This window comes from Mesorhizobium sp. M4B.F.Ca.ET.058.02.1.1, assembly GCF_003952505.1.
Classification (GTDB): domain Bacteria; phylum Pseudomonadota; class Alphaproteobacteria; order Rhizobiales; family Rhizobiaceae; genus Mesorhizobium.
The window spans coordinates 2,793,432-2,819,532 of sequence record NZ_CP034450.1; the positions used below are offsets into that span (position 1 = coordinate 2,793,432).

Genomic DNA, 26,101 nt, shown 5'->3' on the forward strand with positions numbered 1-26,101 from the left:
CTGCGCCGTCATCATTGTCTCAGCGTACTCCAAACAGACTGGACAGGCGCGACAGCAGCCCCTTGCGGTTGCTCCATTCGGCGAGACCGTTGAGGTCGTCCGAAGCCGCGTCGCCATCGTCGTGATCCGCATCAGGCGCCGCATGATGCGGACGGACCTGCTGCCGATCCTGCGCGGCAACGAAGGTTCCGCTGGTTTCGTCAAACACCCAGTCGGGCTGGCTGCTTGGCTGCAGGCCGGAAGTAACCCCTGTCAGCACGATATCGCCGGGTTTCGCGCTTGCATCGGCCTCAGAGTCGGAGTTCGCCACCGCCGCCGCATCGCCTGAAGCTCTTGCGGCCGAGATCGTGGTGACGTCTCCGACCGCCTGAGCCGGGGCGATGCCAGCGCTCTGAAGCAATCCATGCTCCTTGGCGCCGACAAAGACGCCCAGGCCATCATGGAAGAGCTGCGTTGCAACCTCCTCACCAGCCGATCCGGCCTCCGGCAGCCGGCGCTCGCCGACGGCCAACTCAGCCGACATCACGCCCGTCTCGTCGTCATCGTGATCGAGGCCCGCCTGATGGCCGATTTCGTGGATCAGTACCGACAGCAGGTCCATCCGCCCCTCGGCCGCGCCGCCGGGCAACGCCGTCAGGTGGCCGGATGCATCGAGCTGGAACTCGCTGCTGTCGAGAGGTGACAGGTCAACGAACCAGCCATTTCCGGCCGCGTTGCGGTCGATCAGCACGGCGCCGAACACCGACTGTGCCAGCGCCATGCCAGGCAGATCGACGACCTGCACATCCAGGCTCGACAGTTTTGCAAGCTCTGTCGCGTCCAGTTGGCCGCTGGCCGACCAGATCGCCATCGCCTGCGCCAGCATCGCCCTGGCCTGATCGACGCCGACCGCCGTTGCTGTGTCTCCCGCCTGGCCGGGCGAAGCCAGTGCCAGCTGATTGGAGCTGGTGCTGAACGCCGAGGCGTTGGTGCGGACCTGCAGCCGGTCGAAGGACGCCCCGGCATTGCCTGTCACCAGGCCGAACTCGCCATCGGCAACGGCTGAGTTGAAGCCATAGCTGCCGACGAATGCGCCGTTGACGGTGATCGAGACGGCAGCGCCACGTATGGTCAACTGGACTTCATAGTCCGTCGTTGAACTGAGCGTGCGGGCAAAGCTTTGATCGATCGCCGTGCCGCCTTTCGACGTCACGTGTCCAACCAGAACCTTCTGGGCCGCCACATCCAGCGTGACGAACTTGTAGTCGTTGGCGCCGTAGTAATCGAAGACGATGCCACCGGTGCCGGCGGTCTTCAACTTCGCCGTCAGTTCCAGATAGGCGTCCGCCCCGATCGCCGGGCCGACATCCAGCAGGTTGGTGCCGGCGCCGGCCGCCGCGTTCAGCCTGCCGCCCGAGAGCGTCCAGCCTTGAGCTGCGGTCTTCGACATCGGATAGGTCGGCGGCGCGTCGAACTCGGCTGCGTAGTCGAGCGTGATCTGGGGCGGCAAGACCTGGACACGGAAGTTGTCCACCGTACCCTTCGAGCCGCTGTTGCCGACACCGACGAGGCCCTTGTTCAGCGCCACCGGCTGGCCCTCGAGGATGCGCGGCGCGAAGGTGTAGCTGAACCAATTCACGCCAGCCACGGTCAAAGTCGCGTTCGTGCCGTTGACCGCGAGCAGGACATCGTAAGCCTGGTTTGCCTTGAGCTGCACCGGCTTGTTGGACTTGACCAACTGATGCCAGCCGCTGGCGTCGCGGTAGCCCATCTCGATCTGGTCGTTCGAGATGTTGATGCCGGCATATTTAAAATCTGTCGGCGAGTAGTAGTCGAAGATGATGTAGGAGTTGGCTTTCCAGCCGGCCGTCGGCTTATCGGTCGTCAAGGTCGCCGCGATCTCGTAGTAGATCGGCGTATAGGCGTCGAGATAGAGAACCGCGGCTGCCTGGTCCCAAGTGCTCGCCGACTGAACGGTGAGCTTACCGCTGGTGACGGCGAAATTGCCCTCGTCGACCGCCACGACCTTGGCGTTGCCATCATTGAAGTCGGCCGTGCGCAACACGTCGCGCTTGCCGCCGGGGATGTTGCCCGCCTGGGGATCCGTCGGACCGCCGGTCTGATCCTGCCAGAAGCCATGATCCTTCTGGGTGATCAGGCCGATTTCGCCTTCCACGCCGCCCATGAACATATGGACGTGGCTGTACTTGTCGTCCCCGTTGATGCTGCCAGTGTCGGCGGTGCGGGTGATGTCGACACCGTCGCTGAATGCCTGCGCGTAAAGGAAGTCGAACAGTTGCGGCGGCACCTGCCGGCTTACCGTCGCGATACCGAACGGTGCGAACGGCACCAGGTAGCTGTTGAACTCGCCGACCCAATCAATCAGGCGGTCGCCACCGGTGTTGCCGATCAGGATGTCGAGCCCTGCCCCGCCGAAAACGCGGTCCTCATACATTGGATGCGTCTCTGGCTGGTCGTTCAGCCAGTTGTTGGTCGAGAGTACATCATCGGCGTTCATGAGGTCGTTGCCCCAGCCGCCATAGATGTGGTCGCGGCCGGTACCGCCAACGATCCAGTCATTGCCCAGGTCACCAAAGACCGCATCGTTGCCGTCGGTGTTGCGCTGCGCAAACGCCGTCGGCGTGCCGTTCGGCGCAAAAGCGATCGCGCCGTTGACCAGCGGTCCTTCATTGTCGACGAGGTTGAGGAAATACTGGCGCGCGATAGGCGGCGTGCCGGCCTTCCATACCGAACCATCGGCGTTGAACATGATCGTCCGGCGTGGATCGTACTCGTCGTAGAGGAAGAACTCGCCGAGCCGGCTCTGCACCGGCTTCGGTGCGTTCCACGGATCGCTGTCAGGACCAAACTTCAATACGTCGCCAGGATTCCACGGCCGCGAGAAGTCGGTGCGCACGATGCCCACGACATTGCCCGCCGCGTCGAAGCGCTGCGTGTAGGACTCCGGCAGGGCCTCGCCGCCGCCGACCGCATCGTCGCCGGAACCGCCATGGATGAAGTCGTCACCCAGGCCGCCGAAAATGATGTCGTCGACGACATTGGCGTCGAACAGCGGATTGTCGCCGCCCTGCGCATTTGGCGTCAGATTGTATGGCGTCAGGTCGACCGCCTTCTTCATCTTGCCGCCGACATTGATCGTCTCGGTCTGCACCTGTCCGGGCGTGTAGATGAACTCGTTGAGCACATCGCCCTGGCTGGTGCGCGTATCCGGATCGGTCGCCAGCAGCGGCAGCACGCCGAACAGGCTTTCGCCGTAGGTCGCGCTGTTGCGGCTGGTGAAGATGCGGCCGTCGTCGCCCAGGATGCCGTCCTCACCGGTACCACCGGAGATCCAGTCATTGCCCCAACCGCCGATCAAGTCGTCATTCTCGGCATCGCCGAACATCCGGTCATGGCCGCCGCCGCCATAGGCGGTGTCGTCACCCGTCTCGCCATGGAACTCATCATGGCCACCGATGTCCTGCTTGGCCCATATGCCGAATTCGCTGCGATAGGCGGGATCGTTCGGGTTGTTCTTGGAGAACAGGTCCGGACGGAAGTCCGGGCCGCCCGGCGTGTAGTCGAGCAGATGGATGCCGCGCACGACGAGACGCTCGCCACCGGCGCGCGCCGGGTCGTTCACGTCGTAATTGAACTGGACATAGAGCTGTTGCCCGGCCGTGCCGTTCGGATTGATGTCGGTGTGATTGACACCGACGATCCGCACGATGTTGCCGTTGTCGCCGATCATGGAGTCGGCATCGCGAGCAAAGCGCGAATTGATCAGCGTGCCGTCATTCGGCAAATTGTCGTCATTGCGGTCGATCTCGATGCCGGCGCCGCCGAAAATGTAGTCGTCGCCGTCGGGCCGCGCATTCGGATCAGTGAGGCTGAAGAAGGACGAGGACCCACCGATCAGATCATCCTGGCCGAGACCGCCGAATAGCTGGTCGTCACCGCCGCCGCCTTCGATGTAGTCCTGGCCGTCAGTCGCCGCCGTGAAGGAGGCGATCACCGTGAGCGGACCGATCGGATCGGTGACGCCGCCGGATGTGCGCGATGCGCCGACATGCGAGGTGCCGGCAAAGGCCAGTTCGATGCCGCCGTCGCCCTGCACCACGTCATGGCCGAGCTGACCGAACAGTTCGTCATGGCCTTCGCTGCCAGCGATGTAGTCGTTGCCGAAGCTGCCGACGCCGACCGTGCCCTCGTCGAAGGCGAAGGTATGCAGCGCCGCGTAGTCGACCGAATACTCGCTCCACCACGGAGCACCGTCCGGATCGCGATACCGCCGAGCGGTACTGTCGACCAGCAGCAGGCCGCTGTTGTCGGCATTGACCGTGCCGAGGCCGGCCGGCATCGGCCGGTCGGTACGGCTGTACAGCAAAGTTCCGGCCAGCGTCTGGAAGCGCAGGCTGAACGTATCGTCCAACAGGTTGCCGTCAGCGCCGCCCTGGCGCGACATGTAGACGTTGTCGCCAAAGACGCGATCGTCTTGCTGGTCACCGTCGAGCAGATCATGCCCGGCGCCGCCCACGATGACGTCGCGGTCGAGGCCGCCGAACACCACATCGTCGCCGCCATTCTGCAGTTCGGCCGATTTGATGCCGGTGACCAGCACCAGCTCGGTCGTCTGGATGCGCTGCTTCAAAGCCGACGGCAAGTTCGGATCGTCGACGAACATTTCGATCACGCCGTGATCGGCGAAGATGATGTCGTCGAAGTCGCCCAGCACGCCGGCAGCCGCGACCGAACTCGGCCCATAGCCGAGATGCGAGGCGCCATCGCCGAAGATCAGGTCGTCGCCCGCATCCATCAGGTCACGAACCGACGACTTGACCGGCTTGATCGTCGTGCCGTTGGTGTCGGTGTCCGGATTCGCCGAAGGCAACGGACTGTTATCCACCGTATCGATGAACAGCTGGCGCGTGAAGATGTTCACGTTGATGCCGCTGTCGCCATAGATGTGGTCGGTGCCGCGGTTGCCGATGATCAGGTCGTCGCCGGAACCGCCGGCAAGATGATCGCCAGCCTGGCTGCCGTAGATCGTGTCGTTGCCCGCGCCGCCATAGATCGTCAGGCCGACGCTCGGCAGGTTTGCCGATGGCGTGCCGGCGAACAAGGCGCTGGCGTCGATGATGTCGTTGCCGGCGAACTTGTAGCGATTGGCGAGCGGGAACACCCACTCGTCATCCTCATTCTCGCCGTCCTGCAGTTCCGGGAACGGATCGAACGGCTTCTCGCCGAATTCCATACCCAAAACATTGTGCGCCTGGCCGGAATACCAGATGCCGTCCTGGCCGGTGTCGCCATAGATGACCAGCGGCGAGTTCGGTCCGGCGCCGCCGGTGACGACAATGTGGTCGCCGCCGATGCGGGCGCCGCCGTCCAGCGTGACGTCGGTACCGGAAACGGTCATCGCAACGCCGACTTTCGGCGTCAGCGCAACGCTCTGCAGGGTCATCACGGTCGCATTGAGCGCCTGGATGGTGAACGTGCCGGCAAAGCCGCTCAGTTGCACCTTCTGGCCCACATGGAAGCCATCCGCCAGCCAGCTGCCGGCGCTGCGTGTCAGGCTGTTGGTGGCGATGTTGACAGTCGCCGTCCCGGTGATGACGCGCGGCTCTGCGACGTGCAGCGAACGCTCGGCATAGATGTTGAACGCGTTGGGCGCGAGCACGGTGCCGGCTGGCTGGCCGGCGCGTGTGTTCGGTGCGCTGAGCACCAGCACACTGCCGTCACCCCATGTCAGCGCGGAGTTGGCAGGCGCCGGCAGAGTCGCGTCGGCGATCGCCAGAATGGTGCGCGTATAGGTCTCGCCCGCAAGCTGGATCACCTGGCCGACCTGATAGCGGTCCTCCGACCAGTCGCGGCCGTCCTGACGGGTGACGATGATCTGTCCACCGGTTCCGGCGGCGATGTTCATCGGGCCGGCGCTTTCCAGATACATGTTGCCGCCGCCATGAACGAGCGTCAGCCCGCCATGCTGGCCTTGCACATAGAAGCTCTTCACCGCGTCGTTTTGCGTCGCCAGCGGCGCACCTTCGAGCGTCAGCGAGAAGCCGTCTTGCGAGATCTCGATGATGCGGAAGTCGCGCTTGCCGTCGGCATCGACCATGGTCACCAGATGTCCGGCGAGGTAGCCTTCATCGGCCCAGTTGACGCCGTCCTGGCGCGTGACGATGCCGCCGGTATAGGTCGGGTCGACGTCGACTTCGGCCACCACGGTCTGCAGCACGGCATTGGTCACCGGGTTGATGCGATTGATCGTGCGCGGCGCTTCCGAGACCGGCGCGAGTTGCCCGCCGATGACGTGCATGACCGCGCCGGCGATCGCCACGATCTGATACTCGCCCTTCGCAAAATCCTCATCGATCGAGATAAAGTCTCCGACCGCAAAGCCGGCCCAGTTGCCGCCGTCGGTGCGCGTGATGATGCCACCCGCCGTCGTGCTGGCCACATCCACCGACTTGTTCGGCGTGATCACATCCTTGTCGAAAGCGGTGATCGTATGCGACCCGTCCGCCACACCGACGAGCGTCGGTCCGCCCAGAACCAGGATCGAGTTGTCATTCGGATCCGCGCCTTCGGCCGGATTGGCCGGATCGATCAGCGCATCATTGATGGCGAGGATCGTCCAGACGCCCGCCAGGTTGTCGAACTTCACCGTTTGGCCGACGAGGAAGCCCATGGCTTTCCAGTCGAAGCCGGTGCGCACGATGGTGCCGCCATTGGCTCCGGATGCCGTTACGTCGAACGTGTTCGTCACCTGAACCGGCGGCGCAGGATTGAGCGTGCCTTCGATGACGAGCTCGTCGTTGCCCTCGCCGAGCATCAGGTTGACCACCTCGATGGTGCTCTTGGTGTCGTCGGTGCCGAAATCGCCATTCGAGTCGACGCTGATGCGCCCGAAGCTGATGCCACCTGGGAAGAAGCCGGATTCACCGAAGGTCGGATCGCCGGTCACACCAAGCCCCAGGCTCAGATCGTCAGCCATGTTGAAGCCGGTGAGCGTCGTCTCGGTCATGACGCCGCCGACATCTTCCTTGCTGGTGTCGTTGAAGATGTTCAGCACGTCGATCTGCTGCGATTCCGGCGGCTGCTGGCCGATCGCGATCAGGAAGTCGTCGGCTTCGCCGGGCAGCTTGAGGCCGTTCTCGAGCGAACGGTCGGCGCCGGTGACGCCGCCCTCGACAGCCAGCGGTCCGCGCAGCTTGGACAGATAGTGACCGGAAACCGGGAAGACCTTGACGCCTTCACGAGTGATCGGCACATCGTATTCGGTGTCGGCGCGCAGCTCGATAGTCTGCTGCTGGTAGTAGTTGGCCGGCGTGAACACAGCCACGGCGGCGGTGCGAACCACACGCACGTCGTTCAGCGTGTCGCCCAGATGCGGCAGGATCTGCGCCACATTGGTGCCGGTGATCTGGATTGTGGTGTCCTTGGTGTCGTTGTCGCCGCGGATGATCGCGATCTTGAAGTCGCCGATCAGATTGTCGGTCGAGTCGAACAGGCGGATCCACTGCCCCTCGAGGAAACCGAATGCCAGCCAGCCATCGTCCTCTTCGCCAAGTCCGTCGATGGTCATCCGGTAGGTCGGAATACCTTCTTCCATGACCTGCTCGAAGCGGATATCGCCGGTGTACTCACCGTCCCGCGCCAAATCGGACAGGATGACGTCGGCCTGCGCGCCTGTCGTGGCGAACAGCTTGTCGACCTTGAAGAACTTTCCATCCGCATCGATCGAGGTGATGAAATAATCGCCGCTGTCGACGCCGGCATTGCCGATGCGTACCTGCTGGCCGACGAAGAACCCTTCATCAACGAAGCTGCCGAGATCGGCACCGACCCCGCGCGTGACCTTGCCCAGGCCACCATCGTTGGAGAAGACAAGATTGCCGTCGAATATCTGCGTTGGCCTGAGGCCGCCAATGATCTCGTACCCCGAGCCGGGCGTGACCGCGATCCCGTTGACGCTGACGACATCCGCCAGACCGTCGGTAAGCACCGCGACGTGAACGCTGGTCGACGGCGCCTTGGTCAGGCGGATCGTATAGTCGTCGGTGTCCGATCCGTCGCCGTTGAGCAGCGTATTGCCTTCACTCTCCAGCACGACCGCGCCGGCGCTGTCATTGTCGATAACGTCGATGTCGACATAGCCCGGGCCTGAGCGCAGGTTCGGGAATACGTAGTCGTGGTCGGCGTCGACCGTCAGCGCCTGGTCGAGCTGGAAGAAGATCGCCGCCGTATGCGGGTCCTCACGCGGGATGTCGTCGCGCGCTTCGATGCCGACGCGCACCGCATCGTCCCAGTTTCCGCTGTCGAAAGTAATGCGCCAGTAGCCGTCGGCACCCTTGAACATGCGGCCGTCGAGATCGTTCGGATCGTCGACGTCGTAGATCATGATGTTTTCGTCGCTGAATTCGTTGACGAACAACTTGACGACGATCGTGTCGGTCGCTTCGGGCGCCGTGGCTAGCTGTACCAGAAGTTCGTCATTCAGCTTGGTCGTGGCATTGCCTTCGATGACGAGCGAGCGGCGATCTTCGGTATTGGTGCCGGGCGCCACTTCGGTGACATAGATTCCGGGCGTGTCGTTGTCACGCAGGTCGACTTCGACGTTGCGCACATCCGCGGCGTCGAAGGGATCGCCGTCCGGATAGGCCGCCGCCAGCACTGCGGGTGCGACACCGCTGGTGTCGGAGATGACACTGTGCTGAATGACGACCACCCGATCGCCCTCGGCGCGCAGATCGTCGGGGGCGTAGAGGTACACGTTCTGCGCCGTGTCCCAGTTGGTGCTGTCGAAGGCGAGCACGATCGAGCGATCGTTGATGATCGTCGGAACGCCGTTGATCATGATGACATGCTGGAATTCGCCGTCGGTTCCCACGGCGCCGGGATCCAGCGTCGAAAGCCAGATCGTGTCGCCGATGCCATTCGGCAACGGTGCCGGGTTGATCAGGGTGCCGTCTTCTTCCTGCTGCGGCGAACGTGCCGCCGCAATCGTCACATAGACGATCTGGCCGGCCAGCGGCGCGACCGCCAGCCTGACAGTGTAGCTGTCGACATTGCGCGGTCCGCCTTCCCGAACAGCCGTGAAGCCGTCCGTTTCGTCGATGCGGACGATGCCCTCTTCGGGGCCTGCCACGTGATAGTCGAAACCGTCGACCAGGACGCCATCGTAGAGTGGATCGCCCGAGGTGACGAGGTGATCAACGGCGCCGGACGCGCCTTCGAGTTCGCGTGTGATGATGTCTTCCGTGACATCACCCGCGACATTGATCGTGTCGGAGCCCAGACCGCCGATAACGCGATAGGCCACGCCGAAAGCCGTCGACTGAACGAAGAATTCGTCGTCGCCTTCAAGTCCGTCAACCTCGACCACTTCGATCGTGGTGTAGCGAACATTGAGGCCGGCGCCGAAGATGCCCTTTTCGGTTATGGCGAAATCGTCGGCGAATTCGGTCCCGAGGATGACCAGCTTGTCAAAGCCGGTGCCGCCGTCGACCGAGACCGGCGCGTTGACATTGTATTGCACTTCGTCCTCGCCGCCGCCGGCGCGGATATCGGGCGCCCGCGCGACCGAGAAGCCGAGCCCGATGATCGGCTTGGCGACGCCAAAGTCGTCCAGCACGATGACGTCGTCGGTGTAGTCGTCCGGCGTCGAGTCAGCGTCGGCGAAATTGATCGCGCCATCGCCATTGGTGTCGAGCGTGACCGCCGGCAGGTCGTCCTGATCGATCGTGCCGTCCCCGTTCCAGTCCTGGTTGGCGACCGCCGCGATGGCGAACGCGCGGACGATGAACAGGTCGTTGTTGTCGTCGCCCTCGAGCCGCAGCTCGGCCTGGTTGGAATAGACCCGGAATTCGTCGTTGCCGGTGCCGCCCTGCGCGACCATCGGCGCAATGATGCCGGGGCTCAACCAGCCGCGTGTCGTAGCCACCATGTCGGGGAACACGTCCTGGTCGAGCAGGCCGCCGCCGAAGAACGGCGTGACGCCGTTTTCCGGATCGCCGGTGCGCTTGTTGCCGAATATCTGGCCGATGTTGAAGGAGTCGTCGCCAGCGCCGCCTTGCAGCGAAACGATCGCCGAGGTGTCGTCGGAGTAGAAATTGTCGTTGCCGCCCTGCCCCTCAACGGTGATCCGGCCATTCAGCGCGGTGTCGTAATTGATGCGCGCGACCTCGTTCGAGGGCTCATTGTCCTCAATAGTGTCGGCATAGGTCTTGGGCTGCCCGTAGACCATGGCGACGTAGGCCGGACGGTCGGCGGATTCGTGCGGCAGGTAGTTGGCGCCGCGCAGGAGGAAGATGTCGTCGATCGGCTTGTTGCCGCCGACCAGACCATTCTGCGACGAGTTGTAGCCGAAGATGGTCAGTTCATCGACACCATCGATGGAGCGCCCGCTGTCGAGGATGTTGATGACGTAGTTGCGCTGGAAGTCGGTGCCTGCGGTGCCCTGGCCCGGATTGTTGGAGCCAAGGGTGTAGATCTCATAGACATCGGTGCCCGACACGCCGTCCAGCGTGAGCGTGTGCTCGGCCGCCGTCTGCACGTTCGGAGAGGTTTGCGTCGCGGTATCCTGGAGGTAGTAGACGCGGAAGCGGTCTTCGCCATCGACGTTGTTTGCATTGAGGTCCTGGCTGCCATAGGCGCGCGTCTTCGAGCCGAGGAAGACGTAGCCGGGACTACCGAGGGTGTTTGTGCCGCCGGCACCCGAGGTGTCGCCGAACTGAATCGTGTCGACATCGGTGTTGCCGAAGATCCGGGTCAGTACGGTCGGTCCGGTGACCGGGTCGGCCGTCAATGTCGGCGTTGCCGAGCCGACCGGCGCGCCGATCGTCTTGTTGCCCGGCGTCACTGTCGCGTTGGCGACGATACGGCCACGCAGCACCATCACGGTGCCGAAGGCGACATCCAGATTGACGAGCGCATGGATGACCTCGTCGGTCGCCGACACGTCGCCATAGATGTCGATGCTCTTGGCCGCCAGCGTCTCGCTGTTGGAGTCGAGCGTCACGTCGTCGCCGACGCGCAGCAGCACGGAACCCTTTTCGGCGAAGATCTGGCCATGCGTGATGACACGCGACGCATCGGGCTGGAAGGTCGGGAAGGTCGTGCCGTCTTCCCCGAAGCGGGCGCTGCCGCTGTGCAGCAGGTCGAGGTTCTCGCCCTGAGCCGAGGTTTCGCGCACCGTGATGCGGATATCGCCATCATAGGCGTGCGCCAGCACCAGCCGCAGATTGCCGGCGGTGCCGCCGGGAACCTCCGGCGCTTCGGCCAGGTAGATGTTGTTGCCGGCTTCAAGCGCGACGTCGTCATCGCTCGAACCGCGCGATGAATCGATCTCGAGATCGTTGGTAAAGGCGCCTATGGAGCCGCCACCATTGGCGTCGAGGTCGATGGTCTGACCCATCACGTCGGCAAAGTCGTCGCCGGCGCCGTTGTTGCGTGAATCCAGGATCGAGCCTGCGACGGTCCTCAGCGACACGTCACGGGTCGTATGGACGGTATGAACATGCATGTCGCCGACGACTTCGTCGAGGAAGATGCCCAGCGTCGAATCCGCGCTGATGTCGAAAGCTCGCAGCACGCCAAGCCCACCGACGCCATTGCGGTTATCAACGTTGATCTCGAGGAAATTGCTCGGCTCACCAATGCCGCCCAAGGGCGAGTTGATGTCAAGCAGCGTCGGGTTGAGCACCTGAGCAGCGACTTGGAAATGGGTCGGATTGAACAGCCCGACGCCAGCGGCCATGGTGATGTTGCGGCCCGAGACATCGGCCTCGATCAAGGCCGGGTCGCCATTGTCATCGCGCGCATCAAGGATGCGCCGCGGCGAATACAGCAGCACATCGGAGGCATTGGAGCGAATGCGCTCGACGCGCATGTCGCCGGTCTTTTCGGTCAGCGCGATGTAGCCGTTGGTCAGCACGTCGATGTCGCCATTGCCGGCGATCTCGGTAATGCCAAGCACGTTGACGGTGGTTGCCGCCGGCGCCGGATTGGCGGCCGCGACGATGATGTCGCCGCCAGCGACGACCGAGCCTGCTTGCAGCCCGGGCAGCGTGCGCAGGCCGGTTGTCGGGTCGAGGCCCCGGAAATCATAGGTCGACGCGACTTCCGTGTTGCCGGTGGCGAAGACGCCACGGCTCAGCGACGGGATGGCTCCCGCATCCGGCCGGAAGAAATTGTAGTAGGTCTGTCCGCCGGCAGGCAACGCCGGCGCCTTGACCAGCAGGCCGCCGGACTGACCGTCGCCGAACTGTTCAATGCTGGCTTGCAGCAGAACATCCGCCGTGTTGCCGGCCTTGATCCGGTCGATCTCGACGACGTAGAAGCCGCCGGCCGGCGCCTCGCGCAGCAGCGCCTTGAGGTCGAGGCTGATGTTGCCGAGCGCGTCAGCGGTGAAGGTTTCCGCCGAAATCAGGCTGTGCAGATCGGTCAGCGCGCCCGCCGGTGCCAGATCGATGGCCGTGCCGGCCAGGGCGTTTGCCAACGTGGTCGCCAACTTGACGCTCTGCCCATCGGGCGAAGCGATGATGTAATAGTAGCCGCCGTCGGTGAGCCCGCCGATGGTGGTGGTCACTGCATCGTAGCGCACCAACTGACCGGTATAGAAACGGTTCTCGACGCCGAGGAAGATCTGGTTCGTCAAGTCAGCGACACGGCCGGTGTCGAAGCCCATGCCGAGCGGCAGGCCGGCGCTGTCGACGATGTCGATGTTCACTCGCGCGCCGGTCGCGCCGATGTTCTCGTCGGCGCGAATGTTCAGGATGTGCGTGCGGATCAGCGACTGGCGGCCATCACTGCCGGTGACGCCGCGATCGTTGGTGGCGAGCACCGATCCGTCCGTGTTGACTATCGACGTCGTACCGATCGGGTTCTCAATCGTACCATTGATGTAGATATCGGAATGGCCACCGGTGTCGGTGATCTCGATCAGTGTCGGCGCGACTTCGCGCACCACGTTGAAGGTCAGTGTCACGCTCTGCGACGGATTGAGCCATGCCAGCGGCTGCTCGTCGGTGACGACATCGATATTGTTGATGATGATGTCCTTGTCGGACTCGTTGCGGATCGACACGCGCTGCAACGTATCGCGGAACGTCCAGGTGCCGCCTGCGCCGGTCATCGAGTTCGAATCGAACACCACGTCGCCCGGACCCGGATTGACGATGTCGTTGACGACAATGTCGTTGCTTTGGATCGTGCTGCCTTGGCCTTCGGTGGCACTGCCGCCGCCCGCGGTGTCGTTGACCGACACTTCGACCGCGACATCGATCTCGCCGTCGGCGCCGATGACCAGTTGCTTGACGACCAGTTCGGGTGAACGGCCGGAAAGGATCAGCACGTCGGAATTGAAGTTGATCGATTGCGGCCTGTCATCCGGACTGCTGCCGCTCGACCCGCCGGCGGCGAGCGAGCGCTTGCTGTGATCGGCGTCATCCGTCTGCGAGATCGAGCCGTTCACGGTCGAGGCAAACAGGGCCAAGTGCTCGGCCGAGCTTCCAGGTTCCTGCGGATAATCCGGGTGTCCGAGCACGGCATCGTTGTTGTCGCGCGGGCCGGCTGTCACCAAGGCGCCTGCCGCGCCGAAAATCTCGGAGGAGACGTCGGTGTCGTTATGCGCGTCGGAATCGACGAAGCCGAACAGGCCCGTCGAGCGGGCATAGGATTTCGCATGCGTGACGACGTCGTTGTAGCGGGTGATGAGGTCGACGCCTTCCCAACCGGTCAGGTCGGCGCCGGCATTGATCCGCACCTGCGCATCCGGCCGTGCCGTGATCGTGCTTTCCGCCTCGCCTTCGCCATAGAATCCGGCGCCGCGCCCGTCGCTGCCGGAGAAGACATGGAACTTGTCGACCCGCGCCGCAAGCGAGGTGCGCCGCGCGCTGAGCACGGCGTTGGCCGCCAGCGAGACGATGGCGTCGGCCTGGTCGGCGTCCGGATCGCCATCGGGCGTGCCGATATTGACGTGCGTGATGGCGTCGCCATCGCCGCCGAAGCCGACGCCGGAGGCAGTCGATTTGGCCGTCACATCGACGGAGGCGTTCGCCGTGCCCTTGGCCAGTTGCCCGGCCAGCACGATGGCGTTGGAGCCGATGGTGGACGTCGTGTTGTACTCGATCCGCACGTCGGTGACCGGATCGGCCAGGCCGACCGCGCCGCCGGCGCTCGACTGCGAGGACGCGCTGGTGATGGCGTTGCTCGCCGAAGCCAGCGTGAAGTTCTTGCCCGCGACGATGCGCGTGTTGTCGCTGATCGTCGCCGCGCTTGTTATGTCCTGGTAGCTCCGCGCATCGGCGTCGCCGATGGCGACGAAGCCGCCGGTGCCGTTGACCGCGTAGGAAGAGGTGTTGGTCGTCGCCGATGTGCTGACGGTGACGTCGCCCACGGTGGTGATCTGCGTCGCCGAAATCGTCGCCGAGACGTTCGGATTGCTGATGATGTCGGCGTCGTTGATCTGCACGCCGACGAAGCCGCCGCCGGACCCCTTGGCGTAGGCGGAGGATACCCCGTCGCCCGATTGCGGAGCAATTTCGCTGAGCGGAACTTCGCCGGGGCCGAACAGGAACTGGCCCGGCGCTGCCGAGGTGGCGCCGTCGCCGATGTCGATGCGCAACTGCTGCTCACTGTCGACATCGTCGGAGATGTCGATCGCGAGTGCTGTAAGGCTGTGATTGCCGTAAGGCCCGGCCAGGCCCGTTGGCGTCAGGACGATCTGACTGCCGCCGCTCGGCGCATCCCACAGTTCGAACGTGTTGTCGCCAGCGCCGCTGACGCCCCGCACGTAGTAGGTCTTGCCGTCTTCCAGCCCGCCGATCGGCAGATTCTTGGCGTTGACCAGCGAATGCGTATCACTGGCACCAACATTGAGGGCGGGATCGGCGCTGAGGCCCTTGTTCGGGTTCAGCGCGATGATCGGCTGATCGAAGGTCTTCGTCAGCGTGTCTTCGGTGACGCTGTTCGCGACGGTAAGGATCAGCGTGCTGCCGGATACGCTGGCGATCGTGAACGTGCCGGAATTGGCGCCGCCGCCGCCGATGAACAGCGTGCCGGCTGCGAAGCCGTTGTCGGCCCAGTTGAGGCCGTCAGTGCGGATGATACGGTCGCCAGCGGCATTGCGAACGAACTGCACCTCTTCGGTAATCGCGTCGTTACGCTTGAGCTGGATCGTCGAGGAATTGACGACGTGCACGCGATAGGTCTGGCCGTCGACCAGGCCGCCGATCGCCAGACCCGTTCCGCCGCTCGCATTCTTGACGTCATAGACGACGTGCTCGCCCTCGGCGAAACCGTGCGCCAGCGCATTTCCATCATCGTCGAAGAAGCGGATGTTGTCGGCGTTGCTATCTGCGATCGGCGAGCCGTCGGGATTGAGGCTGTTCGAATTGACGTCCACCTGGCGACTGACGAAGGTGCGCGCGTCCGGTGCCTCATAGGTCACCGCCGTCCCGTTGACGAAGCCATGCCCGGATATGGTGATGCTGTTGCCCGCGACGTCGTCCGGCTGGAAATTCTTGAGGTAGTTCTGTGGGTTGACCGCCTTGTCGAAGGTGCTCACCAGCTTGATGTGCGACCCGTCGATGACCAGCACATAATAGAGGTTGCCCTCGGTCAGGCCAAAGCTGTCGACCGTTTCGTCCGGTCCCGGATAGTAGCGGACGGCATCGCCGCTCAGGAAATTATGGCCACCCGCGAACTCGATGATCTCGGTGTCTGGATCGATGTCGGCGGCGTTGAAGACGGAGCCGAAATAGAGCGTGTTCGGATCTGTCACGCCTGCATTGACGACATTGATCACGCTGTACTGGCGGTTCACAGCCGAATCGGCCGGGTCCGGCCAGTTGAGGCCGGGAATGACGGCGCCGCCGCTTCCGGCATCATATTCGACCGTGTCGCCGGTCACCAGTCCGTGCCCGTTGACAGTGATCGTGTTGGCGGTGCCATCGACATCGAGGATCTCGTAGGTCGGTTGAACGCCGGGGATCGGCGACGCAGAGGCTTCGACCAGGATATCTCCGGTCGCATTGATCACCGCGCCCGCGCCGATCGAGCTTGCAACAGTCGGGCTGACATTGGTCGTCGCATCCGAAGCGCCGGCGCCGAAAATGCCGCCTATCGAAATACCGACAACCTTGGCGTCGCCTTCGGTTTGCGCCTGTGCCTTGAGCCGGACATTGCGCGCCGACTGGATCGAGGTGTTGTTGCCGATCGAGGCGCTGACCGACGATGGGCTGGCTGTTGCGACTGCGCTGTTGATCGTCAGCGCGCCGAGAACGCCGCCACCGGCGGCTTCAGCCACGGCGAGCGCGCCGTTGACAGCGAGGGCTTCGACCTTAATGTCGGTGACCGAGACGATGTTGGCGTTCATCGCGGCGTTGCTCTGGCCATTGGCCTCGGCTTCGGCCACGGAAGCACCGACCGCCGCGGCGCCGAACGAATTCGCTTCGGAATTGGCGACGGCATAGTTGCGAATGCGCGACTTGATGTCGATGTCACCGGTGATGGTGAATGCGCCGCCGGCACCGATCGTGGTGTTGGCAACCGCATTGGACCGCGCGGTCGGAACCGAGCCCTGGCCGCTGAACAAGCCGCCGCCGGAGGCTTCCGCATAGGCCTTCGCCCCGCGGTCGGTCGCCGTCTCGCCCTCGTAATTGTGTGACGACAGCATGACGATGCCGCCGGCGTGAATCGTCGAATTGCCGCCGATCGATGCGGCCACCGTCGGGACGACATTGACCGTCGCCAGGCTGGTGCCGGCCGCCAGCGCGCCGACCGAAAGCGCGAACACGTCGCCGGTCGCATCGTGCAGCGTCCACGCCTCGACCGTGAGGAGGCCCGTCGCATTGATGTTGGCGCCGCCGCCAATCGATGCCTCTACGTTCGGCTGAACATCGACGAAGGCGAAATTGAAGGTGAGCGCGCCGAGCCCCGCGGCAAGCGCGAAGGTGTCGGAATCCGCGTTGATCGTCGAGTCCGCATGGACGGTGATGGCTCCGACGGTGTCGGTCTGCCCGATCTGACTGCCCGCGCCGATCGTGGCCAGGACTTCCTTGGTGTTGTCGTCGTCATCGCCGATGGTGACGTCGCTGTAGGACGCGCCGACGGCCACCGCGCCGGCCTGTATGCCGGTCGTCAGCACGTCGAACGTCTGGTTGCTGGTCGCCGAGACCGTAAGGCTGGCCGCGTCGTTGACCACTGTGTTGTCGAGCAAGCCGGCCTGAATGCGGCTGGTATCGTTGACCACCGCGACCGATGCGCCGAGGCCGACGAAGCCGGCCTGCAAGGCGACGGTTGTGACATCGACATCCTGGCCGAAATGGCCTTCGACTCGGATGGCATTGCCAGCCTTCAGGCTTCCGCCGGCCTTCGCTCGCACCTGCCCCGACACATTGACGACGGAAATCGAGGCGCCCAGGCCAACAAGACCGGCGCCCAGGCTGCCGACCAACATGTCGACTTCCATCTGTTCACGCGCGTTCACGACGATGTCGTGACCGGCCTCGACCGTGGCGCCGCCTTCGACGGACGCGGTGGTGCCGCGCTCGTCGGTGACGGCGGCCGTTAGCTTGTTAGTCAGGGCGCTGGAGGTCAGCGCGTTGGCGCCGACCTTGTCGCGGGCGCCTTCAACGCCGGCCTTGACCCGCGAGTCGGCCGTATTGCTGTTGGCGCCGCTGCCGAAGCGGCTCAATTCCCCAGTGACGCCTTCGACACCGTCGTCGGCCTGGCCGCCGGCCTCGTCATTGGCGGTCTTGGGGCTTCCGTCGTCCTTCGTCGCGTTGCCGCTGCCACCTTGGTTGTCCTGATAGGAGTCGCTGAATTCCTCGCCGACCGACCAGACCGACACGGACGCGCCGAGCCCGCCGACGCCGATGCCGCCGCTGAAGGCGAACCCACGCAGAACCTTGATTGCAACCGCGTTGACCGACACGTCGCCGCGCGCCCGCACCATGGCGTCGGCGTTGATCGCGGCAACCGTGTCGTTCTTGATGCTACCGAAATCGATGCCACCGGCCAGGCCGATGAAACCGGCGCCGAGAGCGCCCGCAAAGGACGTGACCCGGACCTCGTTCGCAGCGTTGACATAGACGCCCTGCGCGCCCGCGACCGTGCCCGGATGGGCGACGTAATTTGCCGCGCCCTGGTTGATGTCGGCGCCGACCCCGATCAGCGCCTTGGTGTCCGAATTGAGCAGCGTCACAGTGACGGAGCCAGCCAAGCCGACATAAAGGCCACCGGCGCCGGCGACTGTCACGTTGGTGACCTCTTCCGACGATTCGGCCTGCACAATGACGCCATGCGCCTCGGCCGTGCCGAAGCCGCTCGGATCGCCGCCGCCGAGGATCGTGCCGGTAAGCACGCCGCCAATGCCGGCGCCGTTGCCGGACGCGTCGACGCTTGCATTGTCGCCGATCGTCGCTTCAGTAAGCTTGTCGACGGTGACGACCGCGACCGATCCGGCGGCGCCGCCGCCCGACAGGCCGATGGCGACCGCACCCGCGACCACCACCACCTCGGAATCGTCCTTGGCCATGACGGCGACGTCGCCGCCGGCGACAATCGTCGCGTTGGCGCCGACGCGGGCATAGGTCTCGGTGTCGAACGACAGCACCGAGACGCCTCCCGCCAGGCTGACCGTGCCACTGAAGGCAAGGCCGGCGGAGACGACGATGACCTTTTCCTTGGACGTGGAGATCACGGCGACGTCGTTGTTCGCCTTCACGTCCGCGCCGTCGTTGATCGTCGCGAAAGTATCGACCTTGATGACCGATACGTCGACGCCGGGCGCGCCCGCGCCCGAACCGCCGAAGGCCGCACCGGCCCCGACGCCGACATGGCTGAAGTCGCTCGCCGCCGCAACCAGCACGGACTGTCCGGCATTTCCGGCGCCGGCCATGTCCTGGTTGATCTGTGCATCGGCTCCGATGAACGCCTTTGTCTTGGTATCGACGATGTTGACGGCAGCACCAACTGCCACGCCGACCGAACCACCGCCGCCGACGGAAATTGCAAAAGTTTCGATATCATCCTTCGCCGAGGCCGAGACAGCCACGCCGCGGAAGCCGGTGTCGACCGCCGCGTTCGCAATCCGGTTCTGGGTCAGCCCCGGATCCTGCTGGACGTCGTCGCCGCCCTCCTGGTCGAGGTCCTTGAACTGGGTGAGGCCTGACGGCGTACCAGCCTCCAGGCTGCTCGCGGTCGGCTTGTTGCCGCCCTGCGGCTCGAAGCTCGACATCGCCTGGCTGCCCGCGTAGGAGACGTCGTAGCGGCCGGTTCTCGCCGCGACCGTGCCGTGGCCCTCGCCGGTGACGCGTGCACCCGCGCCGATGAAGGCATCCGTCACCTTGTCGACAACCGCAACGCCGGCCGCGACGCCGACACCGGCGCTGCCGCCAATCGCCACGCCGCCAACGATCAGGTCCATCTCGGTCTCGTCGAGTGCCTGGACGAGCACGCTGCCGCGTGCCCGCACATCCGTCAGGCCGCCGATTGGCGCCAGCGGATCCGACCCGATGAAGGCGCGGGTCTTCAGGTCCAGCACGAAGACGTCGGCCGTCAGCGTGACGCCCGCGCCGCTCGACGCGCCCGCAGCCACCGAGAACGAGCCGATGTCCTCGTTGCCGGTTGCTTCGACCGTCACGTTGCCGTCGACGTCAATGTCGGCGCCCGCCTCGATCGATGCAGTCGTTCTCTTCGTCAGCGTCGACACATTGACACCGGCGCCAACGCCGGCGTTGCCCGCGGAAACCGCGAGCGAGCCAGCGACCGTCAGGATATCGGTTTCGTCGCTCGCAAAGACCGAGACGCCGGGATCGTTGGCGAGCGTCTGGCCGGAAACCTTGCTGTTTGCGCCGATGCGCGCCGTCGTTGTCTCGGTCAGCACCGTTACGGCGACCGAACCGGCGACCGCCGCCTGCGCGGAAGCCGCGCCGGCGGCGGCGATGATCAGCACCTCATCGGTGGAAATCGCCGACACGGAGAGGCCGTTGGCGCCGCCGGTGACCACATCGGCGTCGCCATAGAGCTCCGCCTTCACGTCGTCGAGATGGACAAACACGGTCCCGGAAACGCCGATGCCGGCGCTTTGGCCGAACGCCGCCGCGCCGGCCAGCAGGAACACGTCCGCATCGCCGGTGGCCGTCACGGAGACATCTCCGCCGGCGCCCAGATGCGATTTGTTCAGCGCGCTGCCGGCCTCGACGAAGGCCTGCGTCGATGTGTCAAGATAAAGCACGCCGACCGACGCCGCGACGCCGGCCGAGCCGCCGGCGCTGCCGCCGAACGTCGCCGCGATCGAAGTGATGTCGTCGAAGGAGTCGGCGTTGATGACGATGTTGCCGGCCGACGTATCCAGATCCGCGCCGCCGCCCATCCAGGCGCTGGTGTTGCGCGTGATCACCTGCACGTCGAGGCCGATGCCGACGCCGGCATTGCCGTTCAGCGTCAGGCCGATGCCGCCCGCCCCGCTGACCACGGTCAGCAGGTCCGTCGCCTCGATCTTGATGCCGGTTCCGGCCTCGAGGTCGGAGTTGTCGTTCACCGAGGCGTGCGTCTCCATGAAGATCCCGTTGACGCTGGACGAACCGCCGACGGCAAAGCCGCCGGACGCACCGGCGATGCCGGCGGCGAAGCTGGTGACGGCCAGCGAGCCGATGACAGGCAGGTTTTCCGTGACCGGCAGCAGTTCGGCATGCGAGGTGACGTTGATCGCGCCCTGCGCTTCGGCGTCGAGATTGATGCCGGTCTCGGCCTTGGTGCTGAGATCGTTGACGATGTTGACGGTGACCGCGATGCCCACGCCGCCACCGCCGCTGCCGGTGCTCAAGGCCGCACCGCCGGCCAGGTTCTGCATTTCATTGAGACTGACGGCGCCGATCTCGATGTTGCCGGTGTTGGCGTCGAGATCGACATTGTCGCCGACCGATGCCAGCGTGTTGACATCGAGATAGTTGATGCCAACCGAGCCGCCGATCGCGGTGTTCTTGGAGACCGCACCGGAGAGGGCGCGCGCCTGGAACGTGTTCTTCTGGCCGTTGGCGGTCGCGGCGCGGACCTCGATCGATCCCGCTGTCAGATCGGCGCCTGCGCCGATCATCGCGTTGTTGTCGAGGAGGACGATGTTGAGACCGACCGCGGCGGCGACGCCGGTATTGGAACTGGTGTTCGTAGAGGTCGCCGTGGCCAATGCCCGCGCGTCGGTCGTGCTGATCGCCTCGACCTTCATCGCACCAGTGCCGGAGATCGTCACGTTGCCGGCGATCTGCGCCTGGTTGTCTGCATCGAGGAAATTGACGGCGATCGTTGCCGCCACGTTGGTGCCACCGGAGCCATTGCCGCCCTGCGTACCCTTGCCGGTCTGCGCATTGCTGTTGCCATCGGCCTGGCCAAGGCTGCTGCTGCCGCTCTGCGTCGGCGTCTTGGTGCCGCCGCTCTGGTTCTTGGCCATCTCGGTCTGGTTGGTCGTCTCCTGATCGGAGTTGGCACTATCCGTTGTGCCATCGGACTTCTTCGTGGATTGGCCCTTCGAACTCGCCTTGGACTCTGCCTTGGTGTCGAGTGTCGAGGTCGCGGTGATCGTCACCGTGCCGACATTCTGGAAATTGCGGCCGAGGAATGCGTCGTTGGTGACTTCGCCGATGTTCAGCGCAATCGACGCGCCAACGCCAACGCTGCTGCCGGCAGCTTCGCCATCGGCAAGCGTGTGAACCGTCCCGGTGTGCGACGCTTGCGCGGCCAAATTGCCCGTCAGCGTGATCGCTGCGCCGCCGCCGGTGCCGATGTGCGCATCCGTATCGTTGTCGACATAGGCGACAGCGATCGCGCCGCCGATACCGGTAGCGCCTTGCGCGCCGGCCTTGGCCGTCGTCGTCAGCGTGTCATTGGATGTCGCGGTGACCGTGAAATTGCCCGTCGTCCCGCTAACCGTCTCGCCGTCCTCGACGCCAGCAAAAGTGCTGTTCAAGCCGATGCCGAGCGCGATCGATGCGCCGACGCCGACGCTGCCCGAGCCGCTTCCGGCCCCCGAGGAGGTCGCCGTCGTCGTGGTTTCGGTCGTGTTGATCGCCGTGAGCAGGACATTGCCGCCGGTCAAGGTGACCGTCGCGGCGCCACCTGCCGGCTGATCGGCATGGTCGAGACCAATCACGCCTAGCGTGTCGGTATCGGCGAAGCTCAGCGCGAACGAGCCGGCCACGCCGATATCGCCACCGCTGGCACCGGAGGTCGACTCGGCGCCGAAACGATGCGTCACGTCACCACCGACGTTCTTCATCTTCGCTTCGGCTTTCACCCCGTCGGCGGTGATGATGCTGCCCGCCCCGATCGAGGCCTCGTTGCGCATCGTCGCGATATTGATCGCCACGGCGACACCGACAGCGGTGCCGCTGTCGCTCGTCTTTGCTGTGCCATCGGCTTCCGCCGTCGCGTCCATGTTGTTGGACGACTGCAAATTGAGTTCACCGACGCCGGCGCCCTCGCCGGCAATGACCGTGCGCCCGTCATTGATCGACGCCACCGCGACCGACGATGAGACGTTGAGAGCAAGTGCTGCCGCGACGCTGACATCGCCGCCGCCACTGCCGCCTGAACTGTTGGCCGACTTGCTGACGCTGTCGCCATCATTCGACTTGCTGTTGGCCAGATCGACTTCCTTGTCGCGTTGATCGTCGGCCTTGGTGTTGCCGTCTTCGTTTTCTTCGGCGCCAGCCGCGCTGGCGATCGATTCCGCCTTGCTGGAGCCGTCATTGGCGGCCGACAGGCTGATCGATCCGTTCGAACGAAGATTGCGGTTCGAGGTCGAGAACGCCCGGTTGTCCACGAAGGCAAGCGCAATCGCCGCGCCGATCGCCGTCGAGCCGATGGCATCCCCATCGGCCAGCGTCGTGCTCACGCCGTGATTGCTGGCGCTGGCCGTCAAATTGCCGGTGATGTCGAGTTCGCCGCCGGAACCGATGGACGACTCCGTGTTGTTGTCGATGACGTCGATCGCAACCGCACCGCCGATACCGACATCGCCGCCTTCCGCACCCGCTTCCGCCGTGGTCGCAGCGGTATGGGCGCCGGTAGCGGTCATGGTGATAGCATCGCCGGCAACGATGGCCGCATTGTTGCGGATCGACGCCGAGGTGGAATTGTCGACGATGGTCAGGGCGACCGAACCACCGATGCCGAGTTCACCCGCGGCGCCGCTTGCGTCGTCAGGAACCGCATCGGTCTGGACGTTGGTGGTGGAGTTGGCGGTGAGCGACAGATCCGCGCCATTCAGATCGATCGAGGCGTTTGCCGCGACGTCGGCGGAAGCCTCGGTGATAACGATATTGATCGCCAGCGAACCGGCCACCTGCGTCTTGGAGCCGTCGCCGGCGCCAGAGGTCGCCTGGGCGACGAAGCTGTCGCCGGCCGCAATCGTGGCGCTCAATGACACCGCACTCGCCGACAGCGACGAGGTGCCGCCGAGATAGCTGCGCGTCGTGACGTCGGCGATGCTCAGCACAACCGCAACGCCGATGCCGGTCGCGCCGTTAGCGGAGGAGTTCGTGTTGGTGCCGTCTGCCGTCGCCGTCACCTTGTCCGTCGATTGCGCGGTCAGCGTGATCGCGCCACCGGACGTGAGGGTCGAAGCCTGAACGAAGGCTTCGGTCGTCGGCCGATAATCGGACACCGTCACTGCGCCGGCAAAGGTGATGTTGCCGCCGCTTGTCGTCGCCTTGTCGGACGTATTGCTGTCCTTGTTGGGGTCCTTCAGACGCTCCTCGGATTCGTTGTCACCGCCTGCACTTTGGTCCGATCCGCCTGCCGTCGACCTGGCAATCGTCGTGATGTTGCTCGTCAGCGTCGCGCCGAGCGCGATCGAATCCGGCGTATTGCCGGCATTTGCGCCAATCGTCGAGCCGCCGGAGACATTGGCGCGGGTTGTCGCATTGACTTCCGAAACCGCAACGCTGGCGCCCTTGCCGCCGCTACCGCCATCGGCCTCGGTGGTCATCGTCAGATTGCTGGTCGCAGTCAGCGACACCGCGCCCGAGACGCTGAGCACGCTGCCGGCGAGCACTTCGGTGATCGCGTCGCTGACCAGAACGGTGACGGAAACCGCCGCATCCTTCTTTTCATCGTTGTCGGAACCGGCATCGGACTCGTCCTTTGCGGTCAGGGTCACGGTTACGGTGCTCGACGCCGACAGGCTGGCCGCGGTCACATCGGTGCTGCTGAACTTGACCCGTGCCTCGGGCAAGATCGTCGCGATGACACCCGCGAGCGGCCCAACCTCGGCAGTCTCGGCCTCGACATTGGCTGTCGCGGTTGCGCTGAATTGAGACGCGCCCGTCACGATGATCGTGGCGCCGGTGAGGTCGATGATCGCCTCCGGGGTCGCGAAATACGCGCCACCCGTGATTTCTCCATCATCCGCCGCCGCCGCAGTCAGGGTCACCGAACCGGCATTGACGGTGCTGGAAACGCTAATCTTCTCGGCATTGACGTTGACTGCGCCGGCAGTCAGCGTCCCGGAGATCGTCACCTCGTCCTTGCCGTCCTGGCCGTTGACGAAGAGCGCGGCCGAACCAAGGTTCACCGCATTGATGGTCAAGGTATCCTTTGAAAGAATAGGAATGCCCAGATCATCGCCGAGATTGATGGTGAGGCTGGTGCTGGGTTTGTTGAAAGTGATCGATTCGAATGTCGGAATGAGGGAATCCGACGACAGCGTCAGTGTCGCGCCATTATCGCGCAGGGTCGCTTCATCGTCGGCATTGCTGGTTGTGATGACCCGGTCCGCAACGACACTGTTGTCGATGATCGGTTCAAGTCCGTCATAGTGGAGCACGACGCCGTCACGCGTGATTGTGCCCGACGTCTGCCCGGTGGCCACATACTTCACCGAGGCGAAGGTGCCACCGTCGAGAACCATGCTGTCGAAGCCGGCATCGCCACCGGCCATGACGCCGCTCAACTTTCCGGCCGCACCAACAAAGAAGGTGTCCTCGTTGTCGGCTGAACCAATCAGGTTCTCGACCGTAACGAAGGACACCCCAGCAACATGACCCGAACCGTCGCCAGTAAGATGCCAATCGGTGTCCTGCGGAGGCCCGACAACGGCGTCGCTGCCGGCGCCGCCACTCAACAAGACCTTGCCAGCCAAAGCGGGGTCGATCTCCTGCAGCACGAAGCTGTCGTCACCCGCCCCCGCGTCAACGGTCAACGAGACCGCAGGAACTGCAAACCTGTAGGCGATCAGATTGTTGGAGGTTCCGGCGTCAAGCACCGCCAGATTGTCATCTGAACCATCTGAACTGCCGATGCGGATCACCCGCGCCTGCCCGGAACTGTCGGCATAAATTCGCTCGCTGGCCGCTGTATCATCCTCGACCGCGCCAACGCTCGCCAGGCCAATGCTATGGGTCAACGCGCCGGCTTGCGCGGTAATGCTTCCTGACTGGCCGGTGTCGGTCGCGAGCCGCACGGCGTCGAAGCTGCCGCCCGTCATAGCAAGCGTATCGTTGCCGGCACCACCGTCGAAGCGTACGTCGAGCGCCGCCAGGAAGTTTTCGCCGAAGTCGATGGTGAGCTTGTCGTCGGCGGCGGTGCCGCGCACCACGATATAGTCGACCTGCTGCGCGTTGCGCTGGTCGATCAGCGTATCCGTCTTGTTGTCATAGATCTGGATCGTCTGGATCAGATTGTCATAGCGCAACGAATAGTCGGCCCCGGCCAGGTCGTTCATGTCGACCGCGAAAGGCACGACGTCGGCCGACAGCAGATAGCGCGCCTCAAGAGCCTCAAGCGCCAGGTTCGGCAGATCTGATGTTTTGCTGGGCCGTCGGGCTCGCCCCGGTGAGCGCCTCAGGAGCGAACTCGCCAGCCAACGACCAAATACGCCAGGGACTGGCGCCTCTTCTTTGCTGGCTAATATAAATCTCTTCTGGAACGCGTCAAAAAAGGCTGGCCGCGACAAAATGTTCATTTTGCCCCCCCGACATATGACCGCAGATTTATGAATGTATGATAGAGTTCTAACGTACATCCGAAAATTCTTGAACGCAATACAACTCATACAGCAGCGATGTGTCTATATTTATGTAAAATTTGTGACAATATAGAATATTTGTGTATATCG

At 64.1% G+C, this 26,101-nt stretch carries 1 protein-coding gene; it reads right to left on the reverse strand.

What is annotated here, in order from left to right; translation table 11 throughout:
- Positions 1–19: 19 nt before the first annotated feature.
- Positions 20–25,708: a matrixin family metalloprotease gene (locus tag EJ073_RS13925; RefSeq protein WP_245455583.1), complete on the reverse strand. Its 25,689-nt coding sequence runs from the start codon at positions 25,706–25,708 to the stop codon at positions 20–22.
- Positions 25,709–26,101: the final 393 nt, after the last annotated feature.